The sequence below is a fragment of the Actinoplanes sp. 13 genome, assembly GCF_056134165.1.
The window spans coordinates 50,052-74,689 of the sequence record NZ_JBVYOQ010000007.1; the positions used below are offsets into that span (position 1 = coordinate 50,052).

General features: G+C 70.0%; 28 protein-coding genes. 17 read left to right on the forward strand and 11 right to left on the reverse strand.

Features of this window, described 5'->3' with window-relative positions:
- Positions 1 to 68: 68 nt before the first annotated feature.
- Positions 69 to 926, reverse strand: coding sequence for a helix-turn-helix transcriptional regulator (locus AC0NH5_RS16630; RefSeq protein WP_474404524.1), 858 nt, complete (start codon positions 924 to 926; stop codon positions 69 to 71).
- A gap of 168 nt (positions 927 to 1,094) precedes the next feature.
- Between AC0NH5_RS16630 and AC0NH5_RS16635 the strand changes: the two genes are divergently transcribed.
- Complete coding sequence (locus AC0NH5_RS16635) at positions 1,095 to 1,946, forward strand: SDR family NAD(P)-dependent oxidoreductase (protein WP_474404526.1); 852 nt, start codon at positions 1,095 to 1,097, stop codon at positions 1,944 to 1,946.
- Position 1,947: 1 nt separating this feature from the next.
- Here AC0NH5_RS16635 and AC0NH5_RS16640 read toward each other — a convergent pair whose 3' ends face one another.
- Positions 1,948 to 2,550 carry a TetR/AcrR family transcriptional regulator gene (locus tag AC0NH5_RS16640; RefSeq protein ID WP_474404528.1) on the reverse strand — a complete coding sequence of 201 codons (603 nt, stop codon included), beginning with the start codon at positions 2,548 to 2,550 and terminating at the stop codon, positions 1,948 to 1,950.
- An 84-nt stretch (positions 2,551 to 2,634) separates the two neighbouring features.
- On the opposite strand from AC0NH5_RS16640, the gene AC0NH5_RS16645 reads away from it, so the two are divergent.
- The 6 genes from AC0NH5_RS16645 (at position 2,635) to AC0NH5_RS16670 (ending at position 8,637) form a co-directional block, all read left to right on the forward strand.
- A complete protein-coding gene (locus AC0NH5_RS16645) occupies positions 2,635 to 3,006 on the forward strand; it encodes a DUF4267 domain-containing protein (RefSeq protein WP_474404530.1) in 372 nt (123 codons plus the stop codon).
- An 88-nt stretch (positions 3,007 to 3,094) separates the two neighbouring features.
- Positions 3,095 to 5,077, forward strand: a complete 1,983-nt coding sequence (locus AC0NH5_RS16650; RefSeq protein WP_474404532.1) for a putative bifunctional diguanylate cyclase/phosphodiesterase — start codon at positions 3,095 to 3,097, stop codon at positions 5,075 to 5,077.
- Between the two features lie 27 nt (positions 5,078 to 5,104).
- Positions 5,105 to 6,106, forward strand: coding sequence for a TRAP transporter substrate-binding protein DctP (gene dctP / locus AC0NH5_RS16655; RefSeq protein ID WP_474404534.1), 1,002 nt, complete (start codon positions 5,105 to 5,107; stop codon positions 6,104 to 6,106).
- Between the two features lie 100 nt (positions 6,107 to 6,206).
- Positions 6,207 to 6,887 carry a hypothetical protein gene (locus tag AC0NH5_RS16660; protein ID WP_474404536.1) on the forward strand — a complete coding sequence of 227 codons (681 nt, stop codon included), beginning with the start codon at positions 6,207 to 6,209 and terminating at the stop codon, positions 6,885 to 6,887.
- On the forward strand, positions 6,871 to 8,055 hold the full coding sequence (locus tag AC0NH5_RS16665; RefSeq protein ID WP_474404538.1) for a cytochrome P450 family protein: 1,185 nt from the start codon (positions 6,871 to 6,873) through the stop codon (positions 8,053 to 8,055). Before AC0NH5_RS16660 ends, AC0NH5_RS16665 begins: the two co-directional genes overlap by 17 nt.
- 45 nt (positions 8,056 to 8,100) lie before the next feature.
- Entirely contained in the window at positions 8,101 to 8,637 is a 537-nt protein-coding gene (locus tag AC0NH5_RS16670; protein WP_474404540.1) for a GNAT family N-acetyltransferase, read from the forward strand.
- Between the two features lie 50 nt (positions 8,638 to 8,687).
- Here AC0NH5_RS16670 and AC0NH5_RS16675 read toward each other — a convergent pair whose 3' ends face one another.
- From AC0NH5_RS16675 to AC0NH5_RS16690, 4 genes are all read right to left on the reverse strand, one after another.
- The gene (locus AC0NH5_RS16675; protein ID WP_474404542.1) at positions 8,688 to 9,251 is read right to left on the reverse strand and encodes a dihydrofolate reductase family protein; all 564 of its coding nucleotides are present in this window, start codon (positions 9,249 to 9,251) and stop codon (positions 8,688 to 8,690) included.
- Positions 9,252 to 9,313: 62 nt separating this feature from the next.
- Positions 9,314 to 10,309 carry a sigma-70 family RNA polymerase sigma factor gene (locus tag AC0NH5_RS16680; protein ID WP_474404545.1) on the reverse strand — a complete coding sequence of 332 codons (996 nt, stop codon included), beginning with the start codon at positions 10,307 to 10,309 and terminating at the stop codon, positions 9,314 to 9,316.
- Positions 10,310 to 10,368: 59 nt separating this feature from the next.
- Entirely contained in the window at positions 10,369 to 10,866 is a 498-nt protein-coding gene (locus tag AC0NH5_RS16685) for a GNAT family N-acetyltransferase (protein ID WP_474404547.1), read from the reverse strand.
- Between the two features lie 92 nt (positions 10,867 to 10,958).
- Positions 10,959 to 11,300, reverse strand: a complete 342-nt coding sequence (locus AC0NH5_RS16690) for a winged helix-turn-helix transcriptional regulator (RefSeq protein ID WP_474404549.1) — start codon at positions 11,298 to 11,300, stop codon at positions 10,959 to 10,961.
- An 86-nt stretch (positions 11,301 to 11,386) separates the two neighbouring features.
- Here AC0NH5_RS16690 and AC0NH5_RS16695 point away from each other — a divergent pair, with 86 nt between their 5' ends.
- The 3 genes from AC0NH5_RS16695 to AC0NH5_RS16705 all read left to right on the forward strand — a co-directional run bounded on the left by AC0NH5_RS16695 (position 11,387) and on the right by AC0NH5_RS16705 (position 14,073).
- A complete protein-coding gene (locus tag AC0NH5_RS16695; protein ID WP_474404551.1) occupies positions 11,387 to 12,277 on the forward strand; it encodes a pirin family protein in 891 nt (296 codons plus the stop codon).
- 110 nt (positions 12,278 to 12,387) lie between these two features.
- The gene (locus AC0NH5_RS16700) at positions 12,388 to 13,302 is read left to right on the forward strand and encodes an acetoacetate decarboxylase family protein (protein WP_474404553.1); all 915 of its coding nucleotides are present in this window, start codon (positions 12,388 to 12,390) and stop codon (positions 13,300 to 13,302) included.
- A 273-nt stretch (positions 13,303 to 13,575) separates the two neighbouring features.
- The gene (locus AC0NH5_RS16705) at positions 13,576 to 14,073 is read left to right on the forward strand and encodes a hypothetical protein (RefSeq protein WP_474404554.1); all 498 of its coding nucleotides are present in this window, start codon (positions 13,576 to 13,578) and stop codon (positions 14,071 to 14,073) included.
- A gap of 273 nt (positions 14,074 to 14,346) precedes the next feature.
- Here the strand turns inward: AC0NH5_RS16705 and AC0NH5_RS16710 are convergent, their stop codons facing one another.
- Positions 14,347 to 14,724 (reverse strand): response regulator, encoded by a 378-nt coding sequence (locus tag AC0NH5_RS16710; RefSeq protein ID WP_474404555.1) that lies wholly within the window; start codon positions 14,722 to 14,724, stop codon positions 14,347 to 14,349.
- On the reverse strand, positions 14,721 to 15,086 hold the full coding sequence (locus AC0NH5_RS16715) for an STAS domain-containing protein (protein ID WP_474404557.1): 366 nt from the start codon (positions 15,084 to 15,086) through the stop codon (positions 14,721 to 14,723). Before AC0NH5_RS16715 ends, AC0NH5_RS16710 begins: the two co-directional genes overlap by 4 nt.
- Positions 15,087 to 15,500: 414 nt before the next feature.
- Between AC0NH5_RS16715 and AC0NH5_RS16720 the strand changes: the two genes are divergently transcribed.
- Entirely contained in the window at positions 15,501 to 16,112 is a 612-nt protein-coding gene (locus AC0NH5_RS16720; RefSeq protein ID WP_474404558.1) for a GAF domain-containing protein, read from the forward strand.
- The gene (locus AC0NH5_RS16725) at positions 16,067 to 16,195 is read left to right on the forward strand and encodes an ANTAR domain-containing protein (RefSeq protein ID WP_474405173.1); all 129 of its coding nucleotides are present in this window, start codon (positions 16,067 to 16,069) and stop codon (positions 16,193 to 16,195) included. Before AC0NH5_RS16720 ends, AC0NH5_RS16725 begins: the two co-directional genes overlap by 46 nt.
- Before the next feature lie 267 nt (positions 16,196 to 16,462).
- On the opposite strand, the gene AC0NH5_RS16730 is transcribed toward AC0NH5_RS16725, so the two are convergent.
- The gene (locus tag AC0NH5_RS16730) at positions 16,463 to 17,158 is read right to left on the reverse strand and encodes an ANTAR domain-containing protein (RefSeq protein ID WP_474404560.1); all 696 of its coding nucleotides are present in this window, start codon (positions 17,156 to 17,158) and stop codon (positions 16,463 to 16,465) included.
- Between the two features lie 657 nt (positions 17,159 to 17,815).
- Here AC0NH5_RS16730 and AC0NH5_RS16735 point away from each other — a divergent pair.
- Complete coding sequence (locus AC0NH5_RS16735; RefSeq protein WP_474405174.1) at positions 17,816 to 19,054, forward strand: phthiocerol/phthiodiolone dimycocerosyl transferase family protein; 1,239 nt, start codon at positions 17,816 to 17,818, stop codon at positions 19,052 to 19,054.
- A gap of 103 nt (positions 19,055 to 19,157) precedes the next feature.
- Positions 19,158 to 19,649 (forward strand): DUF6924 domain-containing protein, encoded by a 492-nt coding sequence (locus tag AC0NH5_RS16740; protein ID WP_474404563.1) that lies wholly within the window; start codon positions 19,158 to 19,160, stop codon positions 19,647 to 19,649.
- Positions 19,650 to 19,832: 183 nt separating this feature from the next.
- Here the strand turns inward: AC0NH5_RS16740 and AC0NH5_RS16745 are convergent, their stop codons facing one another.
- Positions 19,833 to 20,519, reverse strand: coding sequence for a GntR family transcriptional regulator (locus tag AC0NH5_RS16745; RefSeq protein ID WP_474404565.1), 687 nt, complete (start codon positions 20,517 to 20,519; stop codon positions 19,833 to 19,835).
- A gap of 21 nt (positions 20,520 to 20,540) precedes the next feature.
- On the reverse strand, positions 20,541 to 21,455 hold the full coding sequence (locus AC0NH5_RS16750) for an AraC-like ligand-binding domain-containing protein (protein ID WP_474404567.1): 915 nt from the start codon (positions 21,453 to 21,455) through the stop codon (positions 20,541 to 20,543).
- A 105-nt stretch (positions 21,456 to 21,560) separates the two neighbouring features.
- Between AC0NH5_RS16750 and AC0NH5_RS16755 the strand changes: the two genes are divergently transcribed.
- The 3 genes from AC0NH5_RS16755 (at position 21,561) to AC0NH5_RS16765 (ending at position 24,632) form a co-directional block, all read left to right on the forward strand.
- A complete protein-coding gene (locus AC0NH5_RS16755) occupies positions 21,561 to 23,081 on the forward strand; it encodes a GMC family oxidoreductase (RefSeq protein WP_474404568.1) in 1,521 nt (506 codons plus the stop codon).
- A gap of 119 nt (positions 23,082 to 23,200) precedes the next feature.
- A complete protein-coding gene (locus AC0NH5_RS16760) occupies positions 23,201 to 23,890 on the forward strand; it encodes an alpha/beta fold hydrolase (protein WP_474404570.1) in 690 nt (229 codons plus the stop codon).
- A 79-nt stretch (positions 23,891 to 23,969) separates the two neighbouring features.
- Positions 23,970 to 24,632, forward strand: coding sequence for a trimeric intracellular cation channel family protein (locus tag AC0NH5_RS16765; RefSeq protein ID WP_474404572.1), 663 nt, complete (start codon positions 23,970 to 23,972; stop codon positions 24,630 to 24,632).
- The last annotated feature ends 6 nt before the right edge of the window (positions 24,633 to 24,638 follow it).

Below are 24,638 nucleotides of genomic sequence, written 5' to 3' on the forward strand. Positions count from 1 at the left end.
GCCGCAATGCAAGCGCCAGGCGAACATCTCGCGCGCCGCGGTGGCGCCCTTGCCGGACGTCGCCGGCGTCAGGAGCCGGCGAACGTGTCGGCGCCCAGCACGGCGAGCAGTGCGAGCTTGTCGTGATCCTCGGTGCCGGGGGTGGCGGTGAAGATGAGCAACGACTGCCCCTGATCGGGGTCGAGCAGGGTCTGGCAGTACAGGTCGATGCGTCCCACCTCGGGGTGGACGAAGCGTTTGGCGCTGCTCCACCGCAGTCCCACCTCCTGGCGGCTCCACAGTTCGGCGAACTCACTGCTCCGGTGTTGCAGGTCGGCCACGAGCAGGGCGGCCGGTGATCCGGGACCCTGCGCGGCCGCTCCGGCGCGCAGAATGGCGACGTAGACGCGGCTGTGCAGGTCGTGGTCGTCAGGCAGGTACCGATCACGGGCGGTGGGGTCGGTGAACCAACGGTAGAGGGCGCTGCGGGCCTGGCCGGTGTGCAGCGTCTCGTCGCCGAGCAGAGCCACGGCGGGCGGCGTCTGTTGCAACGTCTCGCCGATCGAACTGACGATCTGCGCCGGGGTGTCCTGGAGCCGGTCCATGACGCGCAGCAGACCGGGACTGATGTGCGCGTCGCGCAGGTGCCGTGGTTGCAACCGGTGACCACACAGCAGGAACAGGTGGTCACGTTCGTCCGGGGTCAGGCGCAGGCCCCGGGCGATGGCAGCAGCCATCTGCTGCGACGGCTGGGACCCACTGCCACGCTCCAGACGAGCCAGATAGTCGGCCGACATGTCGCACAGCTCGGCGACCTCCTCCCGGCGCAGCCCGGTCGTGCGCCGACGGGCACCGCGGCGCAACCCGACATCCTCGGGCTGCAGGGACTCCCGCCGGCCGCGCAGGAAGGCGGCCAGGCCGTCGCGGTCCAGTGTCGTGTCCACCATCGGGCTCCCGCCTTGAACGTCGTATGCCTCGGCCTCATCGTCCGGTAGCCGGCCACCGTTAGCCACGCCCTGCCATTCAGTGGCTGAGCAGGTCCTTCATCCACCGGCACGGGGCCGCTTCTACTGGATCGCGGCAGATCGAACACGTTTCCATCAGGAGGAAACTTCATGACCAAATGGACTGTGGACCAGGTGCCGAGCATGACCGGCAGGACGGTGGTGATCACCGGTGCCGGTGGGGGGATCGGGCTGGTGACGACCCGCGAGCTCGCCCGGGCCGGCGCCCACGTGGTGCTGGCCGTGCGTGACGTCGACAAGGCCCGCCGTGCCGTGGCCGGCATGCGAGGTGACCTCGACGTTCGGCACCTCGACGTTTCCGACCTGGATTCGATCCGTGCGTTCGCGCAGTCGTACACCGGCGACATCGATGTCCTGATCAACAACGCCGGGGTGATGGACATCCCGGCGGCCCGCACGCCGCAGGGGCTGGACCTGCAGACCACGACGAACTACTTCGGGCCGTTCCTGCTCACCAACCTGCTGCTGCCCCGGTTGGCAGGCCGCGTGGTGACGGTGTCCAGCCAGCTGCACCGCTTCGGCAAGCTGGACCTCGGCGATCTGGACTGGCGCACCCGCAAGTACAACGGGCTGGCCGTCTACGAGTCGTCCAAGCTCGCCGTCGTGCTGTTCTCCTTGGAACTGCAACGCCGTTTGACGGCCGCGGGCAGCCACCTCCGCTCGATCATCGCCCACCCCGGTGTCGCACGCACCGGACTGGTCACGCACTCGAAGCTCAACATCGTCAACCGTCTGCCGTTCCTGGTCCAGGACGTCGAACACGGGGCACTGCCTCTGCTGTACGCGGCGACCCAGGATGTTCCCGGCAACGCGTACGTCGGCCCGGACGGTCTGTTCAGCTTCACCGGACACCCGGTCGTCCGTAAGCCCGGCCGCGCGGGCCAGGACCCGGTGGCCGCCCGAAAGCTGTGGCAGGCCACCGCCGCTCTCACCGGGGCGTGAATCAGGCGCTGCCGGTCGCGGACTCCGGTCCTGACCCGGTGAACTGACGGAGCAGCAGGCTCAGTCGCCGCTCGTGCTGCTCGCGGCGCAGGCGACCGGCCCGGGTCAGGGTCATGAGTCCGTGCAGGCCGGCCCAGAACACCTCGGTGCGGGCGTCGAGGTCGTCGTCGCCGGCGACCGCCCGCACCGCCTCGCGGATCTCGCTGAAGCCCTCCTGCAGCGGGGCCGGGGTTTCCGGGCTGGCGAAGGTCAGATCGACGGCACTGGTGAACATGGTCTCGTACAGGACCGGCCGCGTCTCGGCGAAGTCCGCGTACGCGGTGGCCACCGCGGTCAGCGAGGCTCGGGCGTCGCCGGCCGAGGCGCGGGCCGCCCGCAGGGCGGTGGCCAGTTCGGCGAAGCACTCGACCGCCACGGCCGCCATGATGGCGTCCTTGCCTTTGAAGTGGCTGTAGAGCACCGGCTGGCTGTATTCGATGTGGTCGGCGAGCCGGCGTGTCGTGACGGCGTCCCACCCCTCGGCCTCAGCGAGCTGCCGGGCGGCGCCGATGATCAGCCGCTCCCGCTCCTGACGTTCGCGCTGACGGCGCTCCTGGATCGGCATGCCCACATCCTAGCGGCGCTAGCTCGACTATCAATGACATGTTAGTGTCGCTCCTGAATCTAGCGGTGCTAGCAAGGAGTTGTTGTGGTCACCACGCTCGCCTATGGGCTCGCCATCGTGCTCAACCTGTTCATCGTCTTCATCGGGGCCCGGTTCCTGCTGGCCCCTCACTCAGCTGCCGCGGGCTACGGCGTACCGGCCGAAGCGGGACAGGCAGACGCCTACCTTTCGGTCAAAGGAGTTCGCGATCTGACGTACGGCCTGGTCGGCCTGACTCTTCTGGCCTTCGTCGGTGCTGAGGCCGAGGCCTGGTTCATGCTCGTCGTCGCCCTGGCCCCGCTGGGAGACACGGTGATCGTCCTGCGCCACGGCGGCACCAAGGCCGTGGCCTTCGGCATCCACTTCGCGACGGCGGTGGTCGTACTCCTCAGCGCCGTCCTGCTGTTCGCCGCCTGACGCGACCCCGAGCGGCGCCGCTATCGCATCCGTCACGGGCTGAAGGGTCAAGTCGGCGGCCGCAGCGCCGAACAGAAACCGTGTGAAGGTGAATCGCGCAAGCGGCCGGTCGGCGCGGGAGCAGTGGCGCCGGCTGCTGGAGGCCCGCGCGACGGCCCGGTCGGCCATCGCCGGCACCGGGGCCGGCATCGTCATCCTGGCCGTCTCGGCGGTGCTGGCCTCCACCGGCATGGCCGAGACCACCGAGGAGGTCCGCCGCGTTCAGACGATCACGCAGAAGCTGAACGGGTTGTCGGTCCAGATCAACGCGGAGGACGCCGCGCTGCGGGAATACCTGGCCACCGGCGGCACCGAGTACCGTCGCGGCCAGCTGACGGCGAAGCTCGGTGCGGGCCTGGCGAACCTGGAGTGGTTGCAGCGCAACAGCGCGGTCGACCGGTCGGAGCTGGACGCCATCCGCGGCGCCTACGAGAACTACAACCGGATCGTCGTCGACATCATGTCGCGCGCCGACCGGGGCACCGACGTCGCCGGATACACCGATCTCGCCGCACTGACCTTCGCGCCGCTGCGCGACACCGTCCTCGACCTCGGCGACCACCATCAGCAGGAACTGTCCGGCTACCTGCGTGAGGTCAACCGGCGTGCCGAGCTGTTGAACGGCATCGCCGCGGCGACGATCGCGATGGTCGTTGCGCTGTTCGCGATCTGCGCGCGAGTGCTCTTCGTCTATCAGCGCGGCGCCGAACGGCAGGCCGAGCAGCGGCTGCACGAGGCCACCCACGACCCGCTGACCGGGCTCGGCAACCGGGCGAAGCTACGGGACGAACTCGACGCGGCGGTGCACAACTGGCAGGCGACGGGCGGGCAGTTCAGCCTGCTGCTGATCGACCTGGACCGGTTCAAGGAGGTCAACGACTCGCTGGGGCACCACGTCGGTGACGAGCTGCTGATCGAGGTGGCCCATCGGCTGAACGACAACTGCCGGGCCGGCGACGTCGTGGTACGCCTCGGCGGGGACGAGTTCGCGCTGATCATGCCCACGACGCCGGACCGTCCGGACGCGCTGGAGGCCGGACAGCGCATCCTCGAGGCGCTGCGCCGGCCGATCCAGCTGGACGGCCTGCTGGTCGACATCGACGCGAGCATCGGTGCCGCGTCGTACCCGCGCGACGGCCAGGACGCGGCCGAGCTGCTGCAGCACGCGGACGTCGCCATGTACGCGGCCAAGCGCCGCCACGTCGGCGTGTACGGCTACGACACCTCGCTGGACAGCGGCGACGCGAGCCGGCTGACTCTGCAGGGCGAGCTGCGGCGCGGCGTCGAGCGTGGCGAGCTGGTCGTCTTCTACCAGCCGAAGATCGACGTGGCCACCCGCCGGCCCTGCGGTGCCGAGGCCCTGGTGCGCTGGCAGCACCCCGAGCGGGGACTGCTCGGCCCGGACGCCTTCGTCCCGCTGGCCGAGGAGAGCGGCCTGATCGACCTGATCACCGCCGAGGTGCTCGACCAGGCCCTGGCCCAGGTCGGCCCGTGGACAGGACTCGGCCACGAGATGCCGGTCTCGGTGAACGTCCCGGCCCGGTCGCTGACCGACGACACGTTCCCCGGCATGATCGCTGCGGCGCTGGCGCGTCATCGCGTACGCCCGCAGCTGTTGACCTTGGAAATCACCGAGAGTGCCGTGATCGCCGACCCGGTGCGCGCCGGCGAGGTGCTCGCAGAGCTGCGGGAGCAGGGTGTCTCCATCTCGATCGACGATTTCGGCACCGGATATTCGTCGATCGCGCACCTGCGCGACATGCCGCCGCACGAGCTCAAGATCGACCGGAGCTTCGTGACGGACATGTGCGGGAACGCCCGGGACGAGACCATCGTGCGCGCGATCGTGGACCTGGCCGAGAATCTGAAGCTTCGGGTCGTCGCCGAAGGTGTGGAGACCGAAGCGGCGCTTCAGGCCCTCGGCGACCTCGGTTGTCACGAGGCGCAGGGCTATCACATCAGCCGGCCGCTCCCGGCAGCCGACATGACTGCGTGGCTGACCCGATCCAGGATGACGGTTAGCTCCTTTTGAGGTGGCTTGCCCGGATACCGTGAGCAGGTGAACCGCCGAGCCCTGATGACGTCGGTGTGCGCGGTCGTGGGCGCTGCCGGTGCCGGCCTGGCGACCGGTTGCAACCGATCGCCGTCGGCCACGACCGGCCCGGTGACCGTGCTGCTCGGTGAATCGGTCCAGCCGACGAGTCCGCTGGTCGCCGCCGAGAAGTTCTTCGCCGAACGGGTGGCCGACCTGACCGGCGGCCAGTGCCTGGTGACCGTCAAGCCCGGCGGCGAACTCGGCGACGAGCAGCGCATGGCGGAGGCGCTGCGCACCGGGAAACTCGCCTTCTGCAAGACGCTGCTGGCGAACCTCACCGCCTACGACAAGCGGCTCGGGGTGACGAGCCTGCCCTACGCGTTCACCGACCGGGAGCGGTGCCTGGAGAGCATGCGCGGCGACTTCGGCCGCCGATGCTCGGCCATCCTGGGCGAACACGGACTCGTCATGCTCGGCTTCTTCTACGCCGGGGACCGCAATTTCTACAACCGGGTACGCCCGATCCACGCGCCGGCCGATCTCAAAGGGCTGCGAATCCGGGTGCCGCAGAGCATCCTGTCGATCGACATGATCAACACGCTGGGCGCCACCGCCGTGCCGCTGGCAACCAACGACATCGGGTCCGCCCTGGCACAGGGGCTGGTCGACGGTGCCGAGAACAGCGTCGTCTTCTACGCGACCGAGAAACACCTCGAGCACGCCCCGCACTTCTCCTGGACCCGCCACCAGCACGGGGTCGACGTGCTGCTCGCCAGCGCGAAATGGCTGTCGGAACGTCCGGCCCCGATGCGCGACGCGATCAGGGAAGCGGGCCGCCTCGCCCAAGAGGAGGAGATCCGGCTGTGGGCCGCGGCCACGGGCGACAGCACCGGCCTGGCACGACAGCAGGGCAGCCGGTTCGACGACGTCGACGTGGCCGCCTTCCGGCGAGTGCTGGCGAAAATGATCAGTGCGCACCGGGGCACCTTCGGTGACCTCGCCACCCTGCTGCCGGGCGCGGGCTGATCACCGCCCGGTCATCGTGAACCCCGCGAGCCGGGTCCCTCCGCAGAGGGACCCGGCTCGCTACTCCGAGGGATGCGACAGGGGTCCGGTCACGCCGAAGGTGGAGGCCACCGGCGGGCTGAACTCCGCAGCATCAGGAGGAGATCCGATGAGAACAGTATTCCGTCATTTCGCAGTGACCGCGTTTGCTGTCATGGCCACGGCGATGGGCGCGTCTGTCGTGAGCGGCACGGCAGACGCGTCGACCACGAATTCCACCGCGGTGCAGGGCTGGGGCCGCCTGCGCTATCAGGACCCGACGCATGACGTGCAGTTCTCCGTGAACGCCGCCGTCACGTACCCGGCGGGGACGACCGACCCGATGAACGGCGCCGCCCACGGCACGGCGCGGATCTCCCACTACGCCCCGAACTGGCCGGGCGGGCCGATGACCATCTGGGCACAGATCAGAGTCGACTGCGTCGTGACGGGCGGCCGGGTCGCCACCATCACCGGCGAGGTCATCGACGCGGACCCGATCAGCCGCGAGAACGGGTGGATGAAGCAACGGTTCGGCTTCAGCATCGCCGACAACGGTCGCGGTGATGTCGATCGGGTCGGCTGGTCCGGTCCACAGCTGCGCGGCGTGCCCGGGCGCCCGGACGATCCGGAGCTCCGGCGATGCATGGCGCCGGCACCGTTCTTCGCTGTTCAGGCCGGCGGATACACGGTTGGCGCGGCCCCCCGCGACGGCCGGAGCATGCCCTCGGTGGAAAGGAAGCCGGATGGCGCTGTTCGATGATGCGTACGCGGCGAACCCGCATCCCACCCTGGCCGAGCTCCGGCAGACCGGGCCGGTGCACCGGGTCACCTCGGCTGCCGGGATTCCGTTCTGGATGGTCACCCGGTGGGACGAGGCTCGGCAGGTGCTGACCGATCCGTCACTGTCCAAGCAGCAACCGGTCGACCAACTGCCCCGGCAGCTGCGTACGGCCCTGGAGACGCAGATGCTGCTGCGCGACCCGCCGGACCACACCCGGCTGCGGCGGCTGGTCTCGGCGGCTTTCACCGCACGCCGCGTGCAGGTCCTGGCCCCGCGGGTCGAGGAGATCACCGACCGGCTGCTCGGCGAGCTGGCCACCGCCTCCACGCCGGACCTGATCGACGGGCTGGCCGCCCCGCTTCCGGTGCAGGTGATCTGCGAGCTGCTCGGCATCCCGGCCGCCGAGCGCGGCCCGGTCCGTGCCTGGTCCGACTCGATCATCCTGGGTGATGCCGGCGCGGCCGACATGGTCCGGGCCATGTCCGAGATCGTCGCCTACTTCGGTGACCTGCTCGCCCGCAAGCGTGCCCGGCCCACCGACGATCTTCTCGGCGCGCTCCTGGCAGTCGTCGACGACGGTGACCGGCTCTCCGACGACGAACTGGTCGGCATGGCCCTCCTGCTGCTGGTGGCCGGGCACGAGACCACGACGAACCTGATCGGCAACGCCGTCCACCTGCTCTGCCAACTCCCGGACAAGCGGAACGACCCAGCGCTGCTACCCGCCGTGGTCGAGGAGGTGTTGCGACTGGCCAGTCCGGCGGCGACCACGACGTACCGGGTCACCACCCGAGCGATCACGCTCGGGGACACCACGATCCCGGCCGGCGAGCAGGTGCTCGTCTCGCTGCTCGCGGTGAACCGCGACCCGCGACGGTTCACCGACCCGGACACGTTCGATGTGGACCGCGACGACGGCGGGCATCTCGCCTTCGGCCACGGGATCCATTTCTGCCTGGGCGCGCCGTTGGCCCGGCTGGAAGCGCAGATCGCCTTGGGCCGGCTGTTCGCTCGTTACCCGGACGTTCAGCTCGCGGTGCCACCGCCGGAACTCCGGTGGCGTACCGGGCTGCTGATGCACGGGTTGCGGACCCTGCCGGTCCGCCTGCAACCCACGGCTAGATCTTCTTCTGGTCGTACGACCTGAGCCCGGTTGTGGTGAAGATGTCGGGGCCGCGGCGACAATCGGATGATGATCGAGCTTCGCACCGAGCGTCTGCTGTTGCGGCAGTGGCGAGACGATGACCTTGACGTCCTGGCGCGGATGTACGCCGATCCTGAGGTGATGCGATACATCCGGGACGGATCCGTGCAGAGCAGGCCGGAGACTGCCGAGCACCTGATGCGGATGCGGCAGCACTGGGACGAGCACGGCTTCGGGCTGTTCGCGGCCGAGCTGGCGAAGACCGGGGAGTTGACCGGCTGGGTCGGGCTGGCGGTGCCGCACTTCCTGCCCGAGGTGATGCCGACCGTGGAGATCGGGTGGCGGCTGGGACGGTCGTTCTGGGGTGCCGGACTGGCGACCGAGGGCGCGCGGGCGGTCCTGCGCTTCGGGCTCGTCGATCAGGGGCTGGAGCAGTTGGTCAGCATCCGGCAGGTGGAGAACGTGCGCTCCGCCCGGGTGATGGAGAAGATCGGCCTGACCCTCGACCGGCGCACGACCGTGCCGGGCAACGGCCGGCTGGTCGACGTGTACGCGATCAGCCGCGACCAATACTTGAAGAAGTAAGGATGCTCCGGGTCCGGTGGCCACGTTCGCCGCCACCGGACCCTGGTGCCCTACGCGGGCGCCGGCCGGTACCGCACGTCCACCTCGGCCGTCGGGTCGTCGGCTCCGGCGCGGTGCAGGTAGATCGGGCGGCCGCCGGCGTGGTCGTAGAGCCGGATGCCGTCACCCAGCAGCACCGGCGCGATGTGCAGGTCGATCTCGTCGAGCAGCCCACGCTCGAGGAGCTGACGGCCGATGTCCGGCGACAGCACCTCCACGTTCTTGCCACCGGCCGCCGCCAGCGCGATCCGCACCGCCTCCGCCACATCGCAGTTGAGGAAGGTGACCCGCTCGGCGGGTTCGGCGTCCTCGGGATGGTGGGTCAGCACGAAGACCGGCCCGGTCCAGGCGCCGCCGTAGACGCCGTCGGCGCCGGGGAACCGGTCCCAGCCCCGCCTGCCGCCCAGGACGGCGCCGGTCGTCTCGACGTACTGATCGATGAAGCCGGGCCGCTCGGAGATGCCGGTGCTCATCCAGTCCATGTCGTGGTCCGGACCCGCCACGAACCCGTCCAGTGACATGGTGAAATGCCACAGGACCTTGCCGTTCGCGGTTTGCGGTTCGAAGTCGCTCATGCCGTCCTCCGGGTGCGCTGATTCGCTCGTACCCCCGTTGAGACGGCAATGACGACGAAACCTCATCGGTCGAGGGTCGGTGGCAGACCGAAAGCCGGGAAGAGCGCCGGCTCGTGGAACGCGACGATCTCGACGATCCGGCCGGCGCTCACCCGGAGCACCCCGATCCCAAACGGCTCGAAGACCTGCCTCCCCGGGGGCCGCCGATAGCTCGCCGCAGCGAGCTGCCCGTTGGCGCCCGTGGACAGCATGCGCAACGCTCCGATGTAGTCGGGCGAGCCGGCGTCCCACGTCGCCGCCAGGGCCGCGAGAACCGCGTCGCGGTCGGCGAACCATTGCGGGTACGGCGGCATCGTGGCCCGTACGTCCTTCGCCAGCAGTTCGGCCACCGCGTCGAGGTCGCCGCGCTCGACCGCGTCCATGTATCGCCGCAGCACCTGCCGGTCCTCCTCGGTCGGCGCCACCGCCGGCGCCCAGTCCGACCGGCCCCGCGGCAGATGCTCCCGCAGCGTGGCGCGGGAGCGCTGCAGCGCGCTGTTGACCGACGCCACGCTGCCGTCGAGCACCTCGGCGGTCTGCCGTGCCGGCCAGCCGAGCACGTCGCACATGATCACCGCGGCCCGCTGCCGGGGCGGCAGGTGCTGCATCGCCGCCAGGAACGCCAGCTCCAAGGTCTCCCGGGCCACGGCCACCGCCTCCGGCTCGTCCTCGCGCCGCGCGACCGGTTCGTGCAACGCGTCCGGGAACGGCTGCAACCAGGGCCCGGTGACCAGGGCCGCCGCGGGCTCCCCGGGCCGGTAGTCCGGGTTGGCCGAGTCGGGCAGCATCCGCCGTTTGCGCCCGTCGAGCGCGTCGAGGCAGGCGTTGGTGGCGATGCGGTAGAGCCACCCGCGCAGCGACGACCGCCCCTCGAACCCGTCCCGCCCGCGCCAGGCCTTCAGGAAGACCTCCTGCACGAGGTCCTCCGCCTCGTCGTAGGAGCCGAGCATCCGGTAGCAGTGGACGCGCAACTCGCGCCGGTGCTGCTCGATCCGCCGGGCGAAGTCGTCGTCGCTCACCGGGCGACCGTATCGAACCGGCGGCCGATGCGTCGGCTGCTGCTACGTCGGCGACCGCGCTATCCGGCGACCCGGACAGTCAGGTGACCGATGCCCGCAGCTGTCACGCTCCGCAGGGAAGGACGCGAACCTGTCTCGACGGTGATCGCCTCCATCAGTGACTGCAGCGGGATGTTGGAGGCCGCGTAGTCCACGGTGAACGTAGCCGGAACCGACGACAGGCATCGGCTGACCAGCTCTCGCAGAGTCCTGTGGCCGAGCCCGCTGCCGTGCCAGGCGTCGGCGACGTTGACGGCCAGCGTGGGTGACGCCGGACCAGTCGGATCCCAGGCGCATTCCGCCAGCGCGACGACCCGATGCCCGGCCGTCGCGACGTGCCCGGCCCACCGCCGCCCGGGCACGGCGAGCTGCTCGGCGACCTTGACGTGCAGGGGGCGCAGGCGGCGGCCGGCTACGAAGCGCTGAGGGTACGTGTCCGGTGCGAAAAGTGACTCCGACGCCTCCAGGGATCGCAGGTCGTCGTCGCGCCAGGGACGTGTCTCGAGAGTGTCGGTCATGTTCGTACCGACGTACCGCATCGATGCGAGATCAATGAAGGCAGGTGTGTCCCTCGACACTGCGGCGCCTGCTTCGGCAGATCGGCGGAACCTCAGTCGCTGCGGGGGAGATGCCGCTCGCTCCACCGCGACAGCGGCTGAAGGGTGGCGATCAGGTCCTCGCCCTTCGAGGTGAGGGCGTACGTGATCTGGACCGGCGTGCTGGGGATGACCGTCCGCTCGACGAGCCCGCGGTCCTGCAGCTGCTTGAGGCGCAGCGTCAGCTGCGGGTCGGAGATGCCCGGGACCATCGCCCGGTATTCCTTGAAGCGGCGGGCGCCGCGGGCCCCGGCGAGCAGGATGGGGCCGGTCCAGCGGGTGCCGATGATGTCGATCGCACGGATGATGCGCAGGCAGCTTTCCTCGTCGACCGGGGTTTCGCGCGGCTTGGTCACTTCTCAAAAGTAAGCAACTTCGGCTGAGTTTGCCAGTCCGGGTGGGCGGCGGGAGGGTTTCCTCAACCGAAGAAGGAGAGGGCATCATGACCTCGCAAACCGCGCCGATGTCCCGCAGAGTGCACCGCGTCCACGACAAGGTCGATCTCGGCCCGACCGCCATGTCGGCGCACAGCTCGCTGATCATCGCTCCGGGGCAGAACGCCTGGACCGACCCCTTCCTGGTGATGGGGGAGGAGCTGGTCAACCAGCCGGGATTCGACTGGCATCCGCACCGTGGGTTGGAGACCGTGACCCTGATCCTGGACGGAGGGCTGGAGCACGGCGACAGCATGGGCAACGCCGGGCTGCTCGGCCCCGGCGACGTGCAGTGGATGACCGCCGGCCACGGCATCATCCACCGGGAGGTCGCCGCGAAGTCGGAGCACGCGCACATCCTGCAGCTGTGGGTCAACCTGCCCGCCGACCAGAAACTGGTGCCCACCCGCTACCAGGACCTGCGGGCCGGCATGCACGCCGTGCACACCGAGCCGGGTGTGCTGGTCCAGCTGATCTCGGGGGAGACCGCGGACGTGCGCGGGCCGGCGATCAACCAGTGGCCGATCCTGGGCATGCTCATCACGCTGGACCCGCGGACCGAGTACCGGCAGCTGCTCGACGGTGGCCAGCGCGCGTTCGCATACGTGATCTCCGGCCGGCTCACGGTGGCCGGCCGCAGCATGCACGCCGGGCAGATCGCCTGGTCCGATCCGGCGGGGCGGCCTGGTGACCCGACCACGCTGGCGCTGGCCACCGGCGACGCTGACGAGCAGACCAGGGTGCTGCTGTTCGCCGGGCGCCCGATCGGGGAGGCCGTGTACGCCAGCGGCCCGTTCGTGATGAACTCCCGCGACGAGATCGAGCAGGCGTACCGCGACTTCCACGCCGGCAAGTTCGGCAGCATCCCGCGCGGCACCCGCCTGCCCGCCGGCGCCTGAGAGGCCGTCCGGATCAGAACGGGGAAAGCGATGAACCTGCGCCGGTCGTCGCCGTCTCTTGTGGATGGAAGCGGCCGTCCAGCGGCCGCCGTATCCAGCTCGGAGGACCGATGGAAATCAACGACGTTGACCGGCGCACGGTACTGGGTGGGCTCGCGGCCACCTCGGTGGCGATGACCGGGGTGCTCGCCTCGGCGCAACCGGCGCACGCGGCGCCCTCCGCGGCCACGGCGCCGGAAAGGTTGAAGGGCTACACCGTTCCGCTCAGCGCGCGGGGAGTCGCCAACCTGGCGCCGAAGCCGCCGTGGCACTACGTCGCAGACGCGCTTGGCGTCGAGTTCTGGACCACGCCCGCGGCCGCGGCCGCCGCCCTGCCGACCGGCCTCGACCCGGATCCCACCCAGCCGGGGCACGGGTTCGCGATGTGCATCGAATGGCAGTTCGCCGCGACCCCGGCCGACTGGCTCGACCCGACCTACAGCCAGTACTCGGAGTTCCTGATCTTCATGGACGCCGGCTACCGGGGCCGGCCGGTCACCTGGTGCCCGTTCATCTGGGTGGACAACGACAACTCGCTGGCCCGCGGATGGGTCCAGGGCTTCCCGAAGAAACTCGGCCAGATCCGCCAGACCCGCGCGTACGCCGTACCCAGTCAAGCCGCCCCCGTGCTCGGCGCCGGCGGCAGGTTCGGTGGCAGCCTGTCCGCCGGCGGCCGCCGGCTCGCGGAGATGACCGTGACCCTGCAGGAGCGTACGACCGGGCTGCCGGCACTGACCCGGCCCCTGGTGAACCTGCGGCACTTCCCCCGGTTGACCGCCGGCCGGCACGACCACCCGGCGGTGCACGAGCTGACCCAGTCGGTGCTCACCAGCCTCAAGGTCGACAACTCCTGGATCGGCACGGGAGACCTGCGGTTCCTGCCCTCGCCCCGGGAGGAGCTCGCCGACCTGGCCATCCAGCGCGTCGGCGTCGGCTTCCGCGGTTCGCTGTCGTACACGGTGGAGGATCTGACCATCCTCGCCTGACCGCACCCGTCAGGCGCGACATGCCCGGTGCGATCGCCGTGCGGATCGCACCGGGCACACGGTGAACTTCGGCGGCAGGCCCGCGTCGTACAGATCGGATGACGGTCGTACTGTTCCCCCGGCAGAGGCCGTCATCCGCCTCTTCCCGGCGAAGTGCTCGTGGTCCGCGCGGCCGGAGGCGGAGGGGCAGCGCACGCGTCGTCGGTCTGGCAGGCTGGCCGGGTGCCCGATCACACCTACGTGGCCCGGTTCGGCTGGACACCACGAGACCTGGTGCTGTTTCCCCTCTGCATTCTCTTCGTCATCCTCGGCGTCATGGTGACCCCCGACAAACCACTGCTCGGTGTGTTCTCGTGCGCGCTCGGCGGGTTGTACCTCTTCTTGACCCTGGTGGCATGGTTCAGCCGCCGGGTCGCCCTGGCCGTCACCGAGGAAGGGATGACTCTCGGGCTGATCCCGCCGTGGCCGGCCAGCCGTTCCGCGTTCGTGCCCTGGTCGGACATCGAGGCCGTGGTTCTCTGGCGGCAGAAGGTCCGGTGGCACTCGATCCGTTATATCGGGGTCGCGCGGCGCGCAGGCGCGCCGCCGTTGCCCGGATCGGCGAGAAGCCCGATGCTTCGGAGCCTGAACCAAGCGGTGGTACCGGAAAACCTGTCCCAGGACCTGGTTTCCGACAGCCGCCAGATCTCCTTCTGGCGGCTGGACCAGATCCGGCTCACCGCCGCGGTCAACCACTTCGGCCCCGGCGTGCCGATCGTCGACCGCACATGACGGTGCCGATGACGGCGGCCGGCAAGGTCGGCCAACTGTCGAGCCATACGACACACCCGATCGCCGGCACGCCCACCGGGTTCGCTCCGGGCACGTGTCGCGGCTGTCGGCCAGCGCTTCGGCCATCCTGCGCGAGGACCTCGGCGCCCTGCCTGACCGGCGGGTTCCCGGTCGCGGCGGTCGTCCAGTGCGGCGGCCGCCGCGACGCTCGGCGAGTTCCGTTCTGCGGGATCAGCGACGTGCACGCACCATTCGCCGGACGGTTGAGCGGGATCAGACGCCTTTGTCGCCATCTCCCCAGCGCAGCGAGGTGCTGATGTGCCGGAGGAGGTCAGCGAACGGTGGAGGTGCCGACAGGTAGTGCTCGGCCTGAGAGGCCGGTGCAGCGGTGTCGCCATGCCGAGCGGTGGTCATCATCAGCACCGGCGTTTCCCGGGTACGCGAGTCCTCGCTCAACTCTGCGCACAGTTGAGGACCGTCGTCGTCGCGTAGGTTGACGACCACCAGATCGGGTCGCGCGTCGACGGCGGTCCGCCGGCCGGTAGTCCGGTCCGGTGCGGTGAGCAGGTGATAGCCGGAGCGTCGGAGCATCCTGCCGAGGGTGGTGCGGCTGGTGACGTCGGCTTCGACAAGCAGAATCGTGGCAATCATGGTGTCTGCACATCGAAGAGGTTCGGCAGCCCGGCGATCTCCAGAATCTGATACACCCATGGCTGAACATGGGTCAGCGTGAGCCGGCAGCCCAACTGATGCGCATCCAGTCGGCATTGAAGCAGGGCTCGGATACCGCTGGCGTCCAAGAATGCGACACCGGTGAGGTCGAGTTCAAGCTGGTCGGGGCGATGCTCGCGGAGGACCTGAATGACGGCTCGCTCCAGCGACGGCGCGATCGAGGGGCCCAGGTTGTCCGCAACGGCGATCCGGCAACCGGCCGCCCCTGTGCCGGTTGGCACATCGATGAGGATCGGCGCCTCAGCGAAAGGCGCCGAGACGGCGGACTGAGGTGAAAACATCTGAACCTCCAGCGTCTAGTTGGGCCAAAGGCCCTCGCTGCTGAAGGTCACCCTCCAGACTTTCCGACCGCAGCCGGCATAAACCTGGCGCCGACGTGGAATCTCACACGATGGCTGAGCCGGGCCTCGACCGAACCAGCCGAGCAGGGGACCCGGTAGCAATCCCTCGCAGGAGGCGTCTCGCCCGCATTGCCGCCGCTCACTGCGCCTGCTCCCGGGGCGCAGATCCTGAGGTAGGCTTGTGGTCTGTGGTGCGGTGCCTTCAAGCAGGGTGCCGCCGAGACCAGCGTCAAGCATCGGCGCGGATCCCGGGCTCCGGACAGGAAGCTCTGCAGCGGTCCGCGCATCACCGCTCCTCATCGGGCTCGTGGTTCGCTCTAATGAGGGACACCTCCTGTGACACACGTCGAACCCATGGAACCGAACGAGGCGTTCGCCGAACTCGGCCGCATCCGACTCGCTGACACCGACCTCGACACCCTGATGGACAAGATCGTCCAGTTGGCGAAGCGCACCATCCCCGGCGCCCGCGAGGTCAGTGTGACCCTCGTGCAAGGCAACAACGCCCGCACCGCCGCGTTCACCGGCGAACTCGCCCTGAAACTCGACGAAGAGCAGTACGAGCGTGGGTATGGCCCCTGCCTGGATGCTTCCGCCGCCATTGTCAGCTTGTCCGTGCCCGACACCGGCAGCGAGAGCCGATGGCCCGACTGGGCGGCCTCAGCCCGGCAGACGGGCGCCCGCAGCTCCTTGTCGATCGGGCTGCCGGTACAGGAGAAGGTGACCGGCGCGTTGAACATCTACGGCACCGAGGCACACGCCTTCGACGACGACGCGATCGCCATCGGCCAGGCCTTCGCGGCTTCGCCGCGGTCGCCCTGGCCAACGCCCACCTGTACGAAACACAGGCCACCCTCGCCACGCACATGCAGAAGGCGATGGACAGCCGGGCCGTCATCGAACAGGCCAAGGGCATCATCATCGGCTCGCGCCGCTGCACCCCCGCCGAAGCGTTCACCATCCTGACCGAACTGTCGCAGGACAGCAACCGCAAACTCCGCGTGGTGGCCACCGCCCTGGTCGACAAGGCATCCACACCGCCCGGGTGACGCCTGGCGCACACCGTGGATCTTCTGTGCGCCGCCGCGCTTCATACGGTGAACTGGCAACGCGTATCCGGGGGAGCCGGAGACAGGCATGCGGCGGTGTGGATGTGGCCGAGCAGCTTCTGACCCACGCGGACGCCGCGGCGGCGTGGCCACGCATCACGACCATGGCAGCGTGTCCCGGCCGTCGGGCGACGCCACGGCAACGCGGCGTGCCGCAGGATGCTGACCCGCGCGGCGACGAGCCGGGACGTTGGCGCGGCCGCTTGATCAGGGCGGGGCAGTGGTGGTGCGTCGGACCAGGAGCACGGACACGTCGCGGAGTTTGCGGTTGGTGTCCTGGGACAACTTGGTCAGGATGGCGAACGCTTCGTCGGCGCTGCACCGCCGTTCGGCCATGATGATGCCCTTGGCCTGCTCGATCACGGCGCGGCTGCGCATCGCGATCTCCATGTGCTGGGCGAGGGTCGTAGTGGCGTTGTAGAGGTAGGCGTTGGCCATGGCTACCTCGGCGTAGCTCGCGAAGGTCTGCGCGACTGCCAGGGCGTCCTCGTCGAAGGCCTGCGGTTTGGTCGCGTAGATGTTGAGGGCTCCGGTGACGGCTTCCTGCACGGGTAACCCGATCGACAGGGAACTGCAGGCTCCAGCCCTGCTTGCCCGGATGGTCCAGCTGGGCCACCGGGTCTCGCTGGTCATATCGGCAACGTGCTGGGTGCTGGTGGAGACCGCCGCGTCGAGGCAGGGGCCGTGCCCGAGTTCGTACTGTGACTTGTCGAGTGCCAAAGCCAGGTCGCCGGTGAAGGTGGGGGTGTGAGCGCCTTTGTCGTGTACCAGAGTGATGGATACTTCGCCGGCACCGGGAATGGCCCGTTTGGCAAGTTCGGTGACCCGCCGGAACACGCCGTTGAGGTCGGTCTCGCTGAGCTTGATCCGGCCGAGTTGCGCGAAGGCGTCGGCGGGTTCCATGTGCTGAACGTGCGTCATGAGCGGTGTGTCCCTTTGATGTGGGCACGCACGCCATCGTGATGGCGGCATGTGTGCGCGGATCCGCTGTAGGGCGCTCGTGTGCGAGGGCCCTGGACCCGCGCCGCTGTTTGACGCTGGTTCGGCCAACATGTAGGGATGTTGGCCCCAGGCTTTCGAGTCTACTCCTGATGCCGTCAACAGGCCGTCGCCGGCTGGTCACATCACCTGGACAGTCGCCGACGGCACCGGCACCCGAGGCGGACGCGTCCTCAGATCGGGCCATCGGGGATCGCGGGCCGCCAGCATGTCGGCGACCGCGACGCCGCTACGCACGGCCAACCGGTGGCCCTGACTCACCCGCGCGCTGGTGCGCGGCCGGAACTTGGGGTTCGCGCCCACACCCACACGTCTCGAAGCCCTGGTAGCGCAGCCCGGCCGCCAGCACGGCGGCCACGACGGCCCAGCCGGATACGCTCCGGCGCCGAGGTGCTGCGAAGTCGTGGCCCGCGAACACCATCGGCACACGGCAGCGCGCACACGCCCGACAGGCGGAGCCGACCCGCACCGGCGACATCACCGGCGTGAACTTCTGCAGCGGCCGGCCGTCGTCAGAGCGTATGGAGCGACCTCCATGCGGCTGCGAAGGAGGAACCCGTGATGGGTGGCGACGGCATCATCAGGCCGACGGGCGCGTTCGAGCGCGCCGTCTACTGGCACAACAAGAACAATCCGGCGCACTTCGTTCTCGTCGCCGAGATCAACGACGATATCGGCATCACGCTGCTCCGCAGCGCCCTGGCCGCGGTGCAGGCCCGGCATCCGCTGCTGAACGCCGCGATCGAGGTCCGCGCCGGGCTCGGTCCGGTCTTCGTCCGCCCGGCGAAGGTGGACGGGATTCCGCTGCGGGTCGCCGGGGCCGGCCAGACCTGGGCCGAACTCGCCGACGGCGAGCTCACCGAGCGGATCGACACCACGACCGCCCCGCCGGCACGGGTCACCCTGCTCCGGTCGACCAGCACCACACCGGCGGCGATCATGCTGACCGTCGACCACACCGTCGCCGACGGCCGGTCGGCGGTGGTCATCCTGCGTGATCTGTTCGCTGCTCTCAACGGCGCGCGGCTGCCGGCCCGACCTGTTCCGCAGTCGCTGGAGACCCGCCTCGCCGGCCGAAACCTGGTCGCCTCGGCGGCCCCGGCCGCGCTCGACCCGGCCGACGAGCGGATGTTCGCGTCGGCCAAGAAGGACCCGTTCGGCAGCGCACCGTACGAGATCACCAGCGAGACGCTCGACGCGGAGCTGACCGGGAAGCTGGTGTCCCGGGCGCGGGCCGAGGAGACGACGGTGCACGCGGCGCTGCTGAGTGCGATCAGCACGGTGCTGTGGCGCAGCGGGAACTTCGATTTCCCCCGCGTCTACTACCCGATCGACGTGCGCGACCAGCTGGGTGCCGCCGACGACAGCGGCCTCTATCTGATCGGCGCGCGGACAGCTCTTGGCGCGGACGAGGTGGGCGATCTGTGGCAGATGGCCCGGCACATCACACCGGCCGTCCGGCGGGCGCGATCGTCGGGCAATCTCGCCGCGACGGCCGCGATGCTGCAGCAGGTGGTCGGGGTGGACTTCGACGCGGACACCGCCGAGGCGGTGCTGAGCGGGCCGAGCGGGTTCGAGGCCACGTGCAGCAACCTCGGTGTCGTCGACCTCGGGGTCGACGGCTCCGCGCCGGTGCAGCCGACCGCGGTGTTCGGCCCGGTGATGGGTTCGGAGGCGGGCAACGCGCTGAACCTGAGCGTGGCCACCTTCGCGGGCCGGATGCGCCTGGTGAACGTGACCAGCAGGCCGATCGCCGGCTATCTGACGAGCATCCGGGACGTTCTCGCCGCGGCCTGCTGACCCGGTGCTCGGCGGGGCCACGGTCCGGATCGGCGAGGCCGACCGTCGTGCACCGTCGGTTCGCTGTGGTGAACTCTGCGGGGATCGGCTCGTCTGCCACGGCATGAGAGCTTTTCCTGACGGCATCACCAGCGCGGTCGAGTTCTACGCCACCGTGGTCGTGCGTACCGATTTTTCTGACGACGACGGCTGGCTCGCCACCCTCGACGCCCTGAAGCAGCTGCCGCAGGAGTGGGACGAGGGGGAGCCGGAGACCTTCGTCGTCGACGACCCGTCCTGGTCCGGCGCGACCCCTGACGAGGTCCTCGACGCGATCCGCGCCGACGGAGATCTGGCCGATCACCTGAGCGTGGTGGTGATCGCTGACAGGGAGACGACGACCGGCGAGGAGCATCTCCTCCTGGTCGTCGCCGCCGTTTCGCCGGACGACGAGGACTACGACGAGACCGTCGCCTTCGGCCGGGAGTTCCGGTCCCTGCCGAGCGAGACCCACGCGGTCAGCACCAACGTCGGCATCGGGAACATGAGCTTCGAGGAGTTCTCCGAGACCGCAGCGTCCTCGCCGGGTGGGGTTTTCCGCGGCGTCTCCGAGTGACCATCCACCACAACCGGAAGGTGATGAACGACGTGAACCCGAGCGGGCGTTCGTGGTGCGCCGGGACGAGGGCACGCTGAAGCTGCTCACCGACGGGTAGGAGAAGATCAGGCCCGGTAGATGGCCGCGGTCGTTTCGCGCGAGTTCCACCGCGCCCGGACAGCCCGCGCACGTTGGATCACCTCAGGTGTCTCCCGGGCCGGCGTCGTCGGCGGAGTCCAACAGGGGTGACAGGGCATGCCAGTGGGCGCGGGTGGCGGCGACCGCGGCCTCCACGTCCCCGGCCGCGCAGAACGCGATGATGCGCTCGTGCAGGTCCACCGAGTCGTGTCCGCTGAGCGACGCGAACCGCAGGCGCTGGAACCGGCGCAGCAGGGGCGTGAATTGCTCGAGCACCGTCCGCAGGGCGGGGTTGCCGGAGACGGTGACCGCGACGCCGTGGAAATCGTCGTCGGCGGTGATGGCGGCGGGGATGTCGTCCGCGCGCAGAGCGTCGGCGAGGCGGGTGTTCGCCTGCCGCATGGCGTCGAGATCGGCGGCGGTCAGCCGCGGGACCGCCTCGCGGACGGCGATCTCGTGCATGGCCATCGTCACCGACTGGGCGGCGCGGCAGGCGTGGGCGTCGAGCGGGCTCACCATCGTGTACCGGCCCGGCTTGGTGTGCACCAGCCCGGCGTCCTCGAGGCGGCCGAGCGCTTCCCGGACGGGCGTGCGGCTGACCCCGAGCCACTGCGCCAGGGCATGGTCGTTGAGCTGCTCACCGGGAGCCAGTCTTCCGTCGACGATGGCATCCCGGATCGCCCGGTAGGCATCGTCGCGCAACAAGGGCCGGGGGGCGCGGCCGCGGGGAACACAGTCGGGGACTGACATGCAATATATTGCACAACGTCTTCACGGCGGAGTCAAGGGAGACGTCGGTCGCACCATCGACGGCGCGACGCCGTACCGCGCCTGGAATGCCCGGGTGAAATGAGCCTGGCTGAGGAAACACCAGCGGCCCGCGATCCGCGCGATGCTGAGATGACTCAGCCGGGGATCGGCGAGGTCGCGGTGGGCCGCCTCGAGCCGGCGCAGGCGGATGTACTCGGTGACCGTGTCCGGTTCGTGCTGGAACAGCCGGTGCAACGTGCGCGGCGCCATCCGGTGGACCGCGGCGATCCGGTCGTGGTTCAGGCCCGGGTCGGTCAGCTGCTCCCGGGCGTACCGCAGGATCTGCAGCCGTTGTGCGTCGGCCGCCGCCTCGCCGTCGTCCGGTGTCATCGCGCCGAGCGCGCCCGCGATCAGGTGCAGCCCCGCCTCGCCGAGGCGCCCGGCCGAACCGCCGATCGAGGTCCGCTCGCTCACCGCTGTCGCCACGAACCCGGCCAGTACGGCGCCCGGCCCCTGGCGGGACGGGTGGGCGCGCTGCATGGCCCGCCGCACGATGTCGGCCGGCAACGACAGCGCGTCACGCGGGAAGGCGAGCACCGCGCACGACCACTGTCGCTCCAGCCGCAGGTCATAAGGGCGGGCGGTGTCGTAGAGAGCCATCTGCCCGGGCTCCAGATGCACCTGGTGACCGTTCTGGCTCACCGTGGCGGTGCCGTCGAGCTGCACACAGAGCTTGAGGTGCGCGATCGGCTCCTGCCGTACCGCTCGCGGGGTGCGGCGCAAAATCTGCGGGCTACCGCTGACTTGGTACGCGAGCAGGTGGCCGAGCGCGATGCCGGACATCGTGCCGGCCGGCTCGCCCACGGGGTCCGGCACCAACCGGCCGAACGTCCGGGTCAGCGACTCCCGCCACGCCTCGCCATCGGATGACCTCATGTCCCTCTCGACGGACGCCGGCCGGACAAGTTCAGTCGCGGCTGGTCAAAGACGCAGGCGGAGATCGTCAAACACCGGTCGCCGCGCCGGGGAACCGTGGTCCGCATGGCAACTCACTACGACTTCATCGTGGTCGGCGCGGGCTCGGCCGGCGCCGTCATCGCTGCACGCCTCTCCGAGAACCCCGACGCCCGGATCCTGCTTCTCGAGTCCGGTCCCGAGGACACCCTGCCCGAGATCGCCGCCCCGCCTGCCTGGCCGGCGCTGTGGGGGACAGCCGTCGACTACTCCTACAACACGGTCCCGCAGGCCGGATCCGGCGGCACCGTGCACAACTGGCCGCGGGGACACACACTCGGCGGCTCCAGCAGCATCAACGCGATGGTGTACCTGCGTGGCCACGCCGCCGACTACGACGGCTGGGCCAAGGAAGGCGCCGACGGCTGGGACTACGCCTCGGTGCTGCCGTACTTCCGCCGGATGGAGACCGTCGAGGGCGGCGACCCGGCGTTCCGCGGCACCGACGGCCCGATGCGGCCGGCCGTGGCGGCCGAGGCGAACCCGCTGTCGGAGGTGTTCGTGAACGCGGCGGTCGCGGCCGGCCACCCGCGGACCGACGACTTCAACGGCGCCACCGCCGAGGGCGTGGGCTGGCACGACCTGTCCATCACCGGTGGGCTGCGGCAGAGCACCGCGGTCGCGTACCTGCGCCCGCTGACCGGCCAGCGGCCGAACCTGACCGTGGTGACCGGTGCCCGCGCGCACCGGCTGATCATCGAGCGGGACCGGTGCGTCGGCGTCGTCTACGCCCGCGACGGCGAGGTCATCTCGGCGTACGCGGACTACGAGGTCGTGGTCAGCGCCGGAACGGTCGACTCGCCCCGGCTGCTGATGTACTCCGGCATCGGCGACGCGGCGGACCTGCGCCGGCTGGGCATCCCGGTGGTGCAGCACCTGCCCGGCGTGGGCCGCAACCTGCACGACCACCCGCTGGCCGGCGTGGTGTACGAGGCGACCCGGCCGATCCCGGCCGGCCTGACCAACCACGCCGAGACGTCGATGCTGTGGCGCAGCGACCCGGCCCTGGCCGGTCCCGACATGCAGCTGATGTTCATCCACGTGCCGTTCCACCAGCCGGCCCTGCAGTCCCCGCCGAACAGCTTCACCTTCGGCGTCGCGACGGTGCCCGAGGCGCGCGGCTCGGTGCGGCTGGCGTCCGCCGACCCGTCGGTCGCGCCGCTGATCGACCCCAACTACCTCGGTGCCGAGGCCGACGTCCGGCGCCTGTGCGACGGGATCGAAGTGGCCCGGGACATCGCGGCCGCCGCCCCGTTCGACGGCTGGCGCGGGCGTGAGGTGCTCCCGGGCGGCGACATCCGGGACGCCGCGGGGCTGCGGGACTACCTGCGCCGGGGCACCGGCACCTATTACCACCCGGTGGGCACCTGCGCGATGGGCGTGGGCGCGGAGGCCGTGGTCACCCCCGATCTGCGGGTGCACGGTGTGGACGGGCTGCGGGTCGCGGACGCCTCCGTGATGCCGCGCATCGTCTGCGTCAACACCAACCCCGCCACCATCATGATCGGCGAGAAGGCCGCCGACATGATCCGCCAGGCGCACGCCTGACCTGCCCTCAGATCTCAACTGTGACCGTCGATACAGCTCTTGCCCCCGGCTTTCTGCATGCAATATATTGCACATTAGAGGCGGCGAGGGTCGGCTCGACAGACGGAAGGAAGTGCCCCATGAGCACCATCAACAACGTCGTCCTGGTTCACGGCGCCTTCGCGGACGGCTCCGGCTGGCGCGGTGTCTACGACCGGCTGACCGCCCAGGGCTACCGGGTCTCGATCGTGCAGAACCCGCTCACGTCGCTGGCGGACGACGTCGCGGCGACCACCCGGATCCTCGACCAGCAGGACGGCCCGGTGATCCTCGTCGGTCACTCCTGGGGCGGCACGGTGATCACCGAGGCCGGCATCCACCCGAAGGTCGCCGGATTGGTCTATGTGTCGGCGCTCGCCCCCGACGCCGGTGAGACCACCGCCCAGCAGTACGAGGGCTTCGCCGCCACCCCCGACTTCGTCATCGACGTCGCCGAGGACGGCTTCGGCTTCATCAACCGCGACAAGTTCAAGGCCGGGTTCGCGGCGGACGCCAGCGACGCAGACGCCGCCTTCCTGCGCGACGCGCAGGTGCCGATCAACATGTCCGTGTTCGCGGCGCCGGTGACCAATGCCGCCTGGCGCGACAAGCCGAGCTGGGCCGTCATCGCCACCGAGGACAAGGCGTTCGACCAGGCGATGCTGCAGCACATGGCCAAGCGCATCGGCGCGGACGTCACCAACGTCTCGGCCAGCCACGCCCTGTATGCGACACAGCCCGACGTCGTCGCCGAGGTCATCGTCAAGGCGGCCGCCGGCAGCGCCAGTTGACATCTCCCCACCTCATCCCCCCGGGCCGGCTCGCACCCGCCACGTGAGCCGGCCCTCGTAACGCCCGGAGGGTGACCGCATGTCCATCACGCCGTTTCAGGTGGCGCTCTGGATCGAACTGCTCGCCGCCGGCCTCGGCGGACTCCAGGGCGCCCTGTTCGCGGCCGGCGAGCGGCACCGCCGCATCGACGTGCTCGGCGTCATCGTGATCGGACTGGCCGTCTCGCTCGGCGGCAGCCTGCTCCGCGACATCGTGCTCAACCAGCCGCCCGTCGTGATCTGGATGAACTGGTACCTGCTGGTGGCCGCAGCCTCAGCGATCGTCGGCATGCTGGTGCAGCCACTGCTCGCCCGAGCGGATTGGGCGATCACCGTGCTGGACGCGGTCGTCATGGGCCTGTTCGGCGCGATCGGCGCCTCCAAGGCGCTGTCCCTCGGAGTCGGCCCGGCAGGCGCGCTGGTCGTCGGCGTCATCGGCGCCATCGGCGGCGGCATGCTGCGCGACGTCATCCTGAACCTGCCGATCTCGTTCCTGCAGGTCGGCAGCCTCTATGCGGTCGCCGCCGGGGCGGGGGTCGGCGTGCTCATCGTGCTCGTCGAGTTCGGTACGCCGATCACGATCGCGGGTGTCGTCTGCCTGGTGGTGACCACGGTCGTCCGCCTGGGCGCGGTCCGCTTCGGCTGGACCTTCCCGGAGCAGGGGCCGGTCCGGCGCCGGCCGAAGGGCGCTTCCCGGATCTGAGGTTCC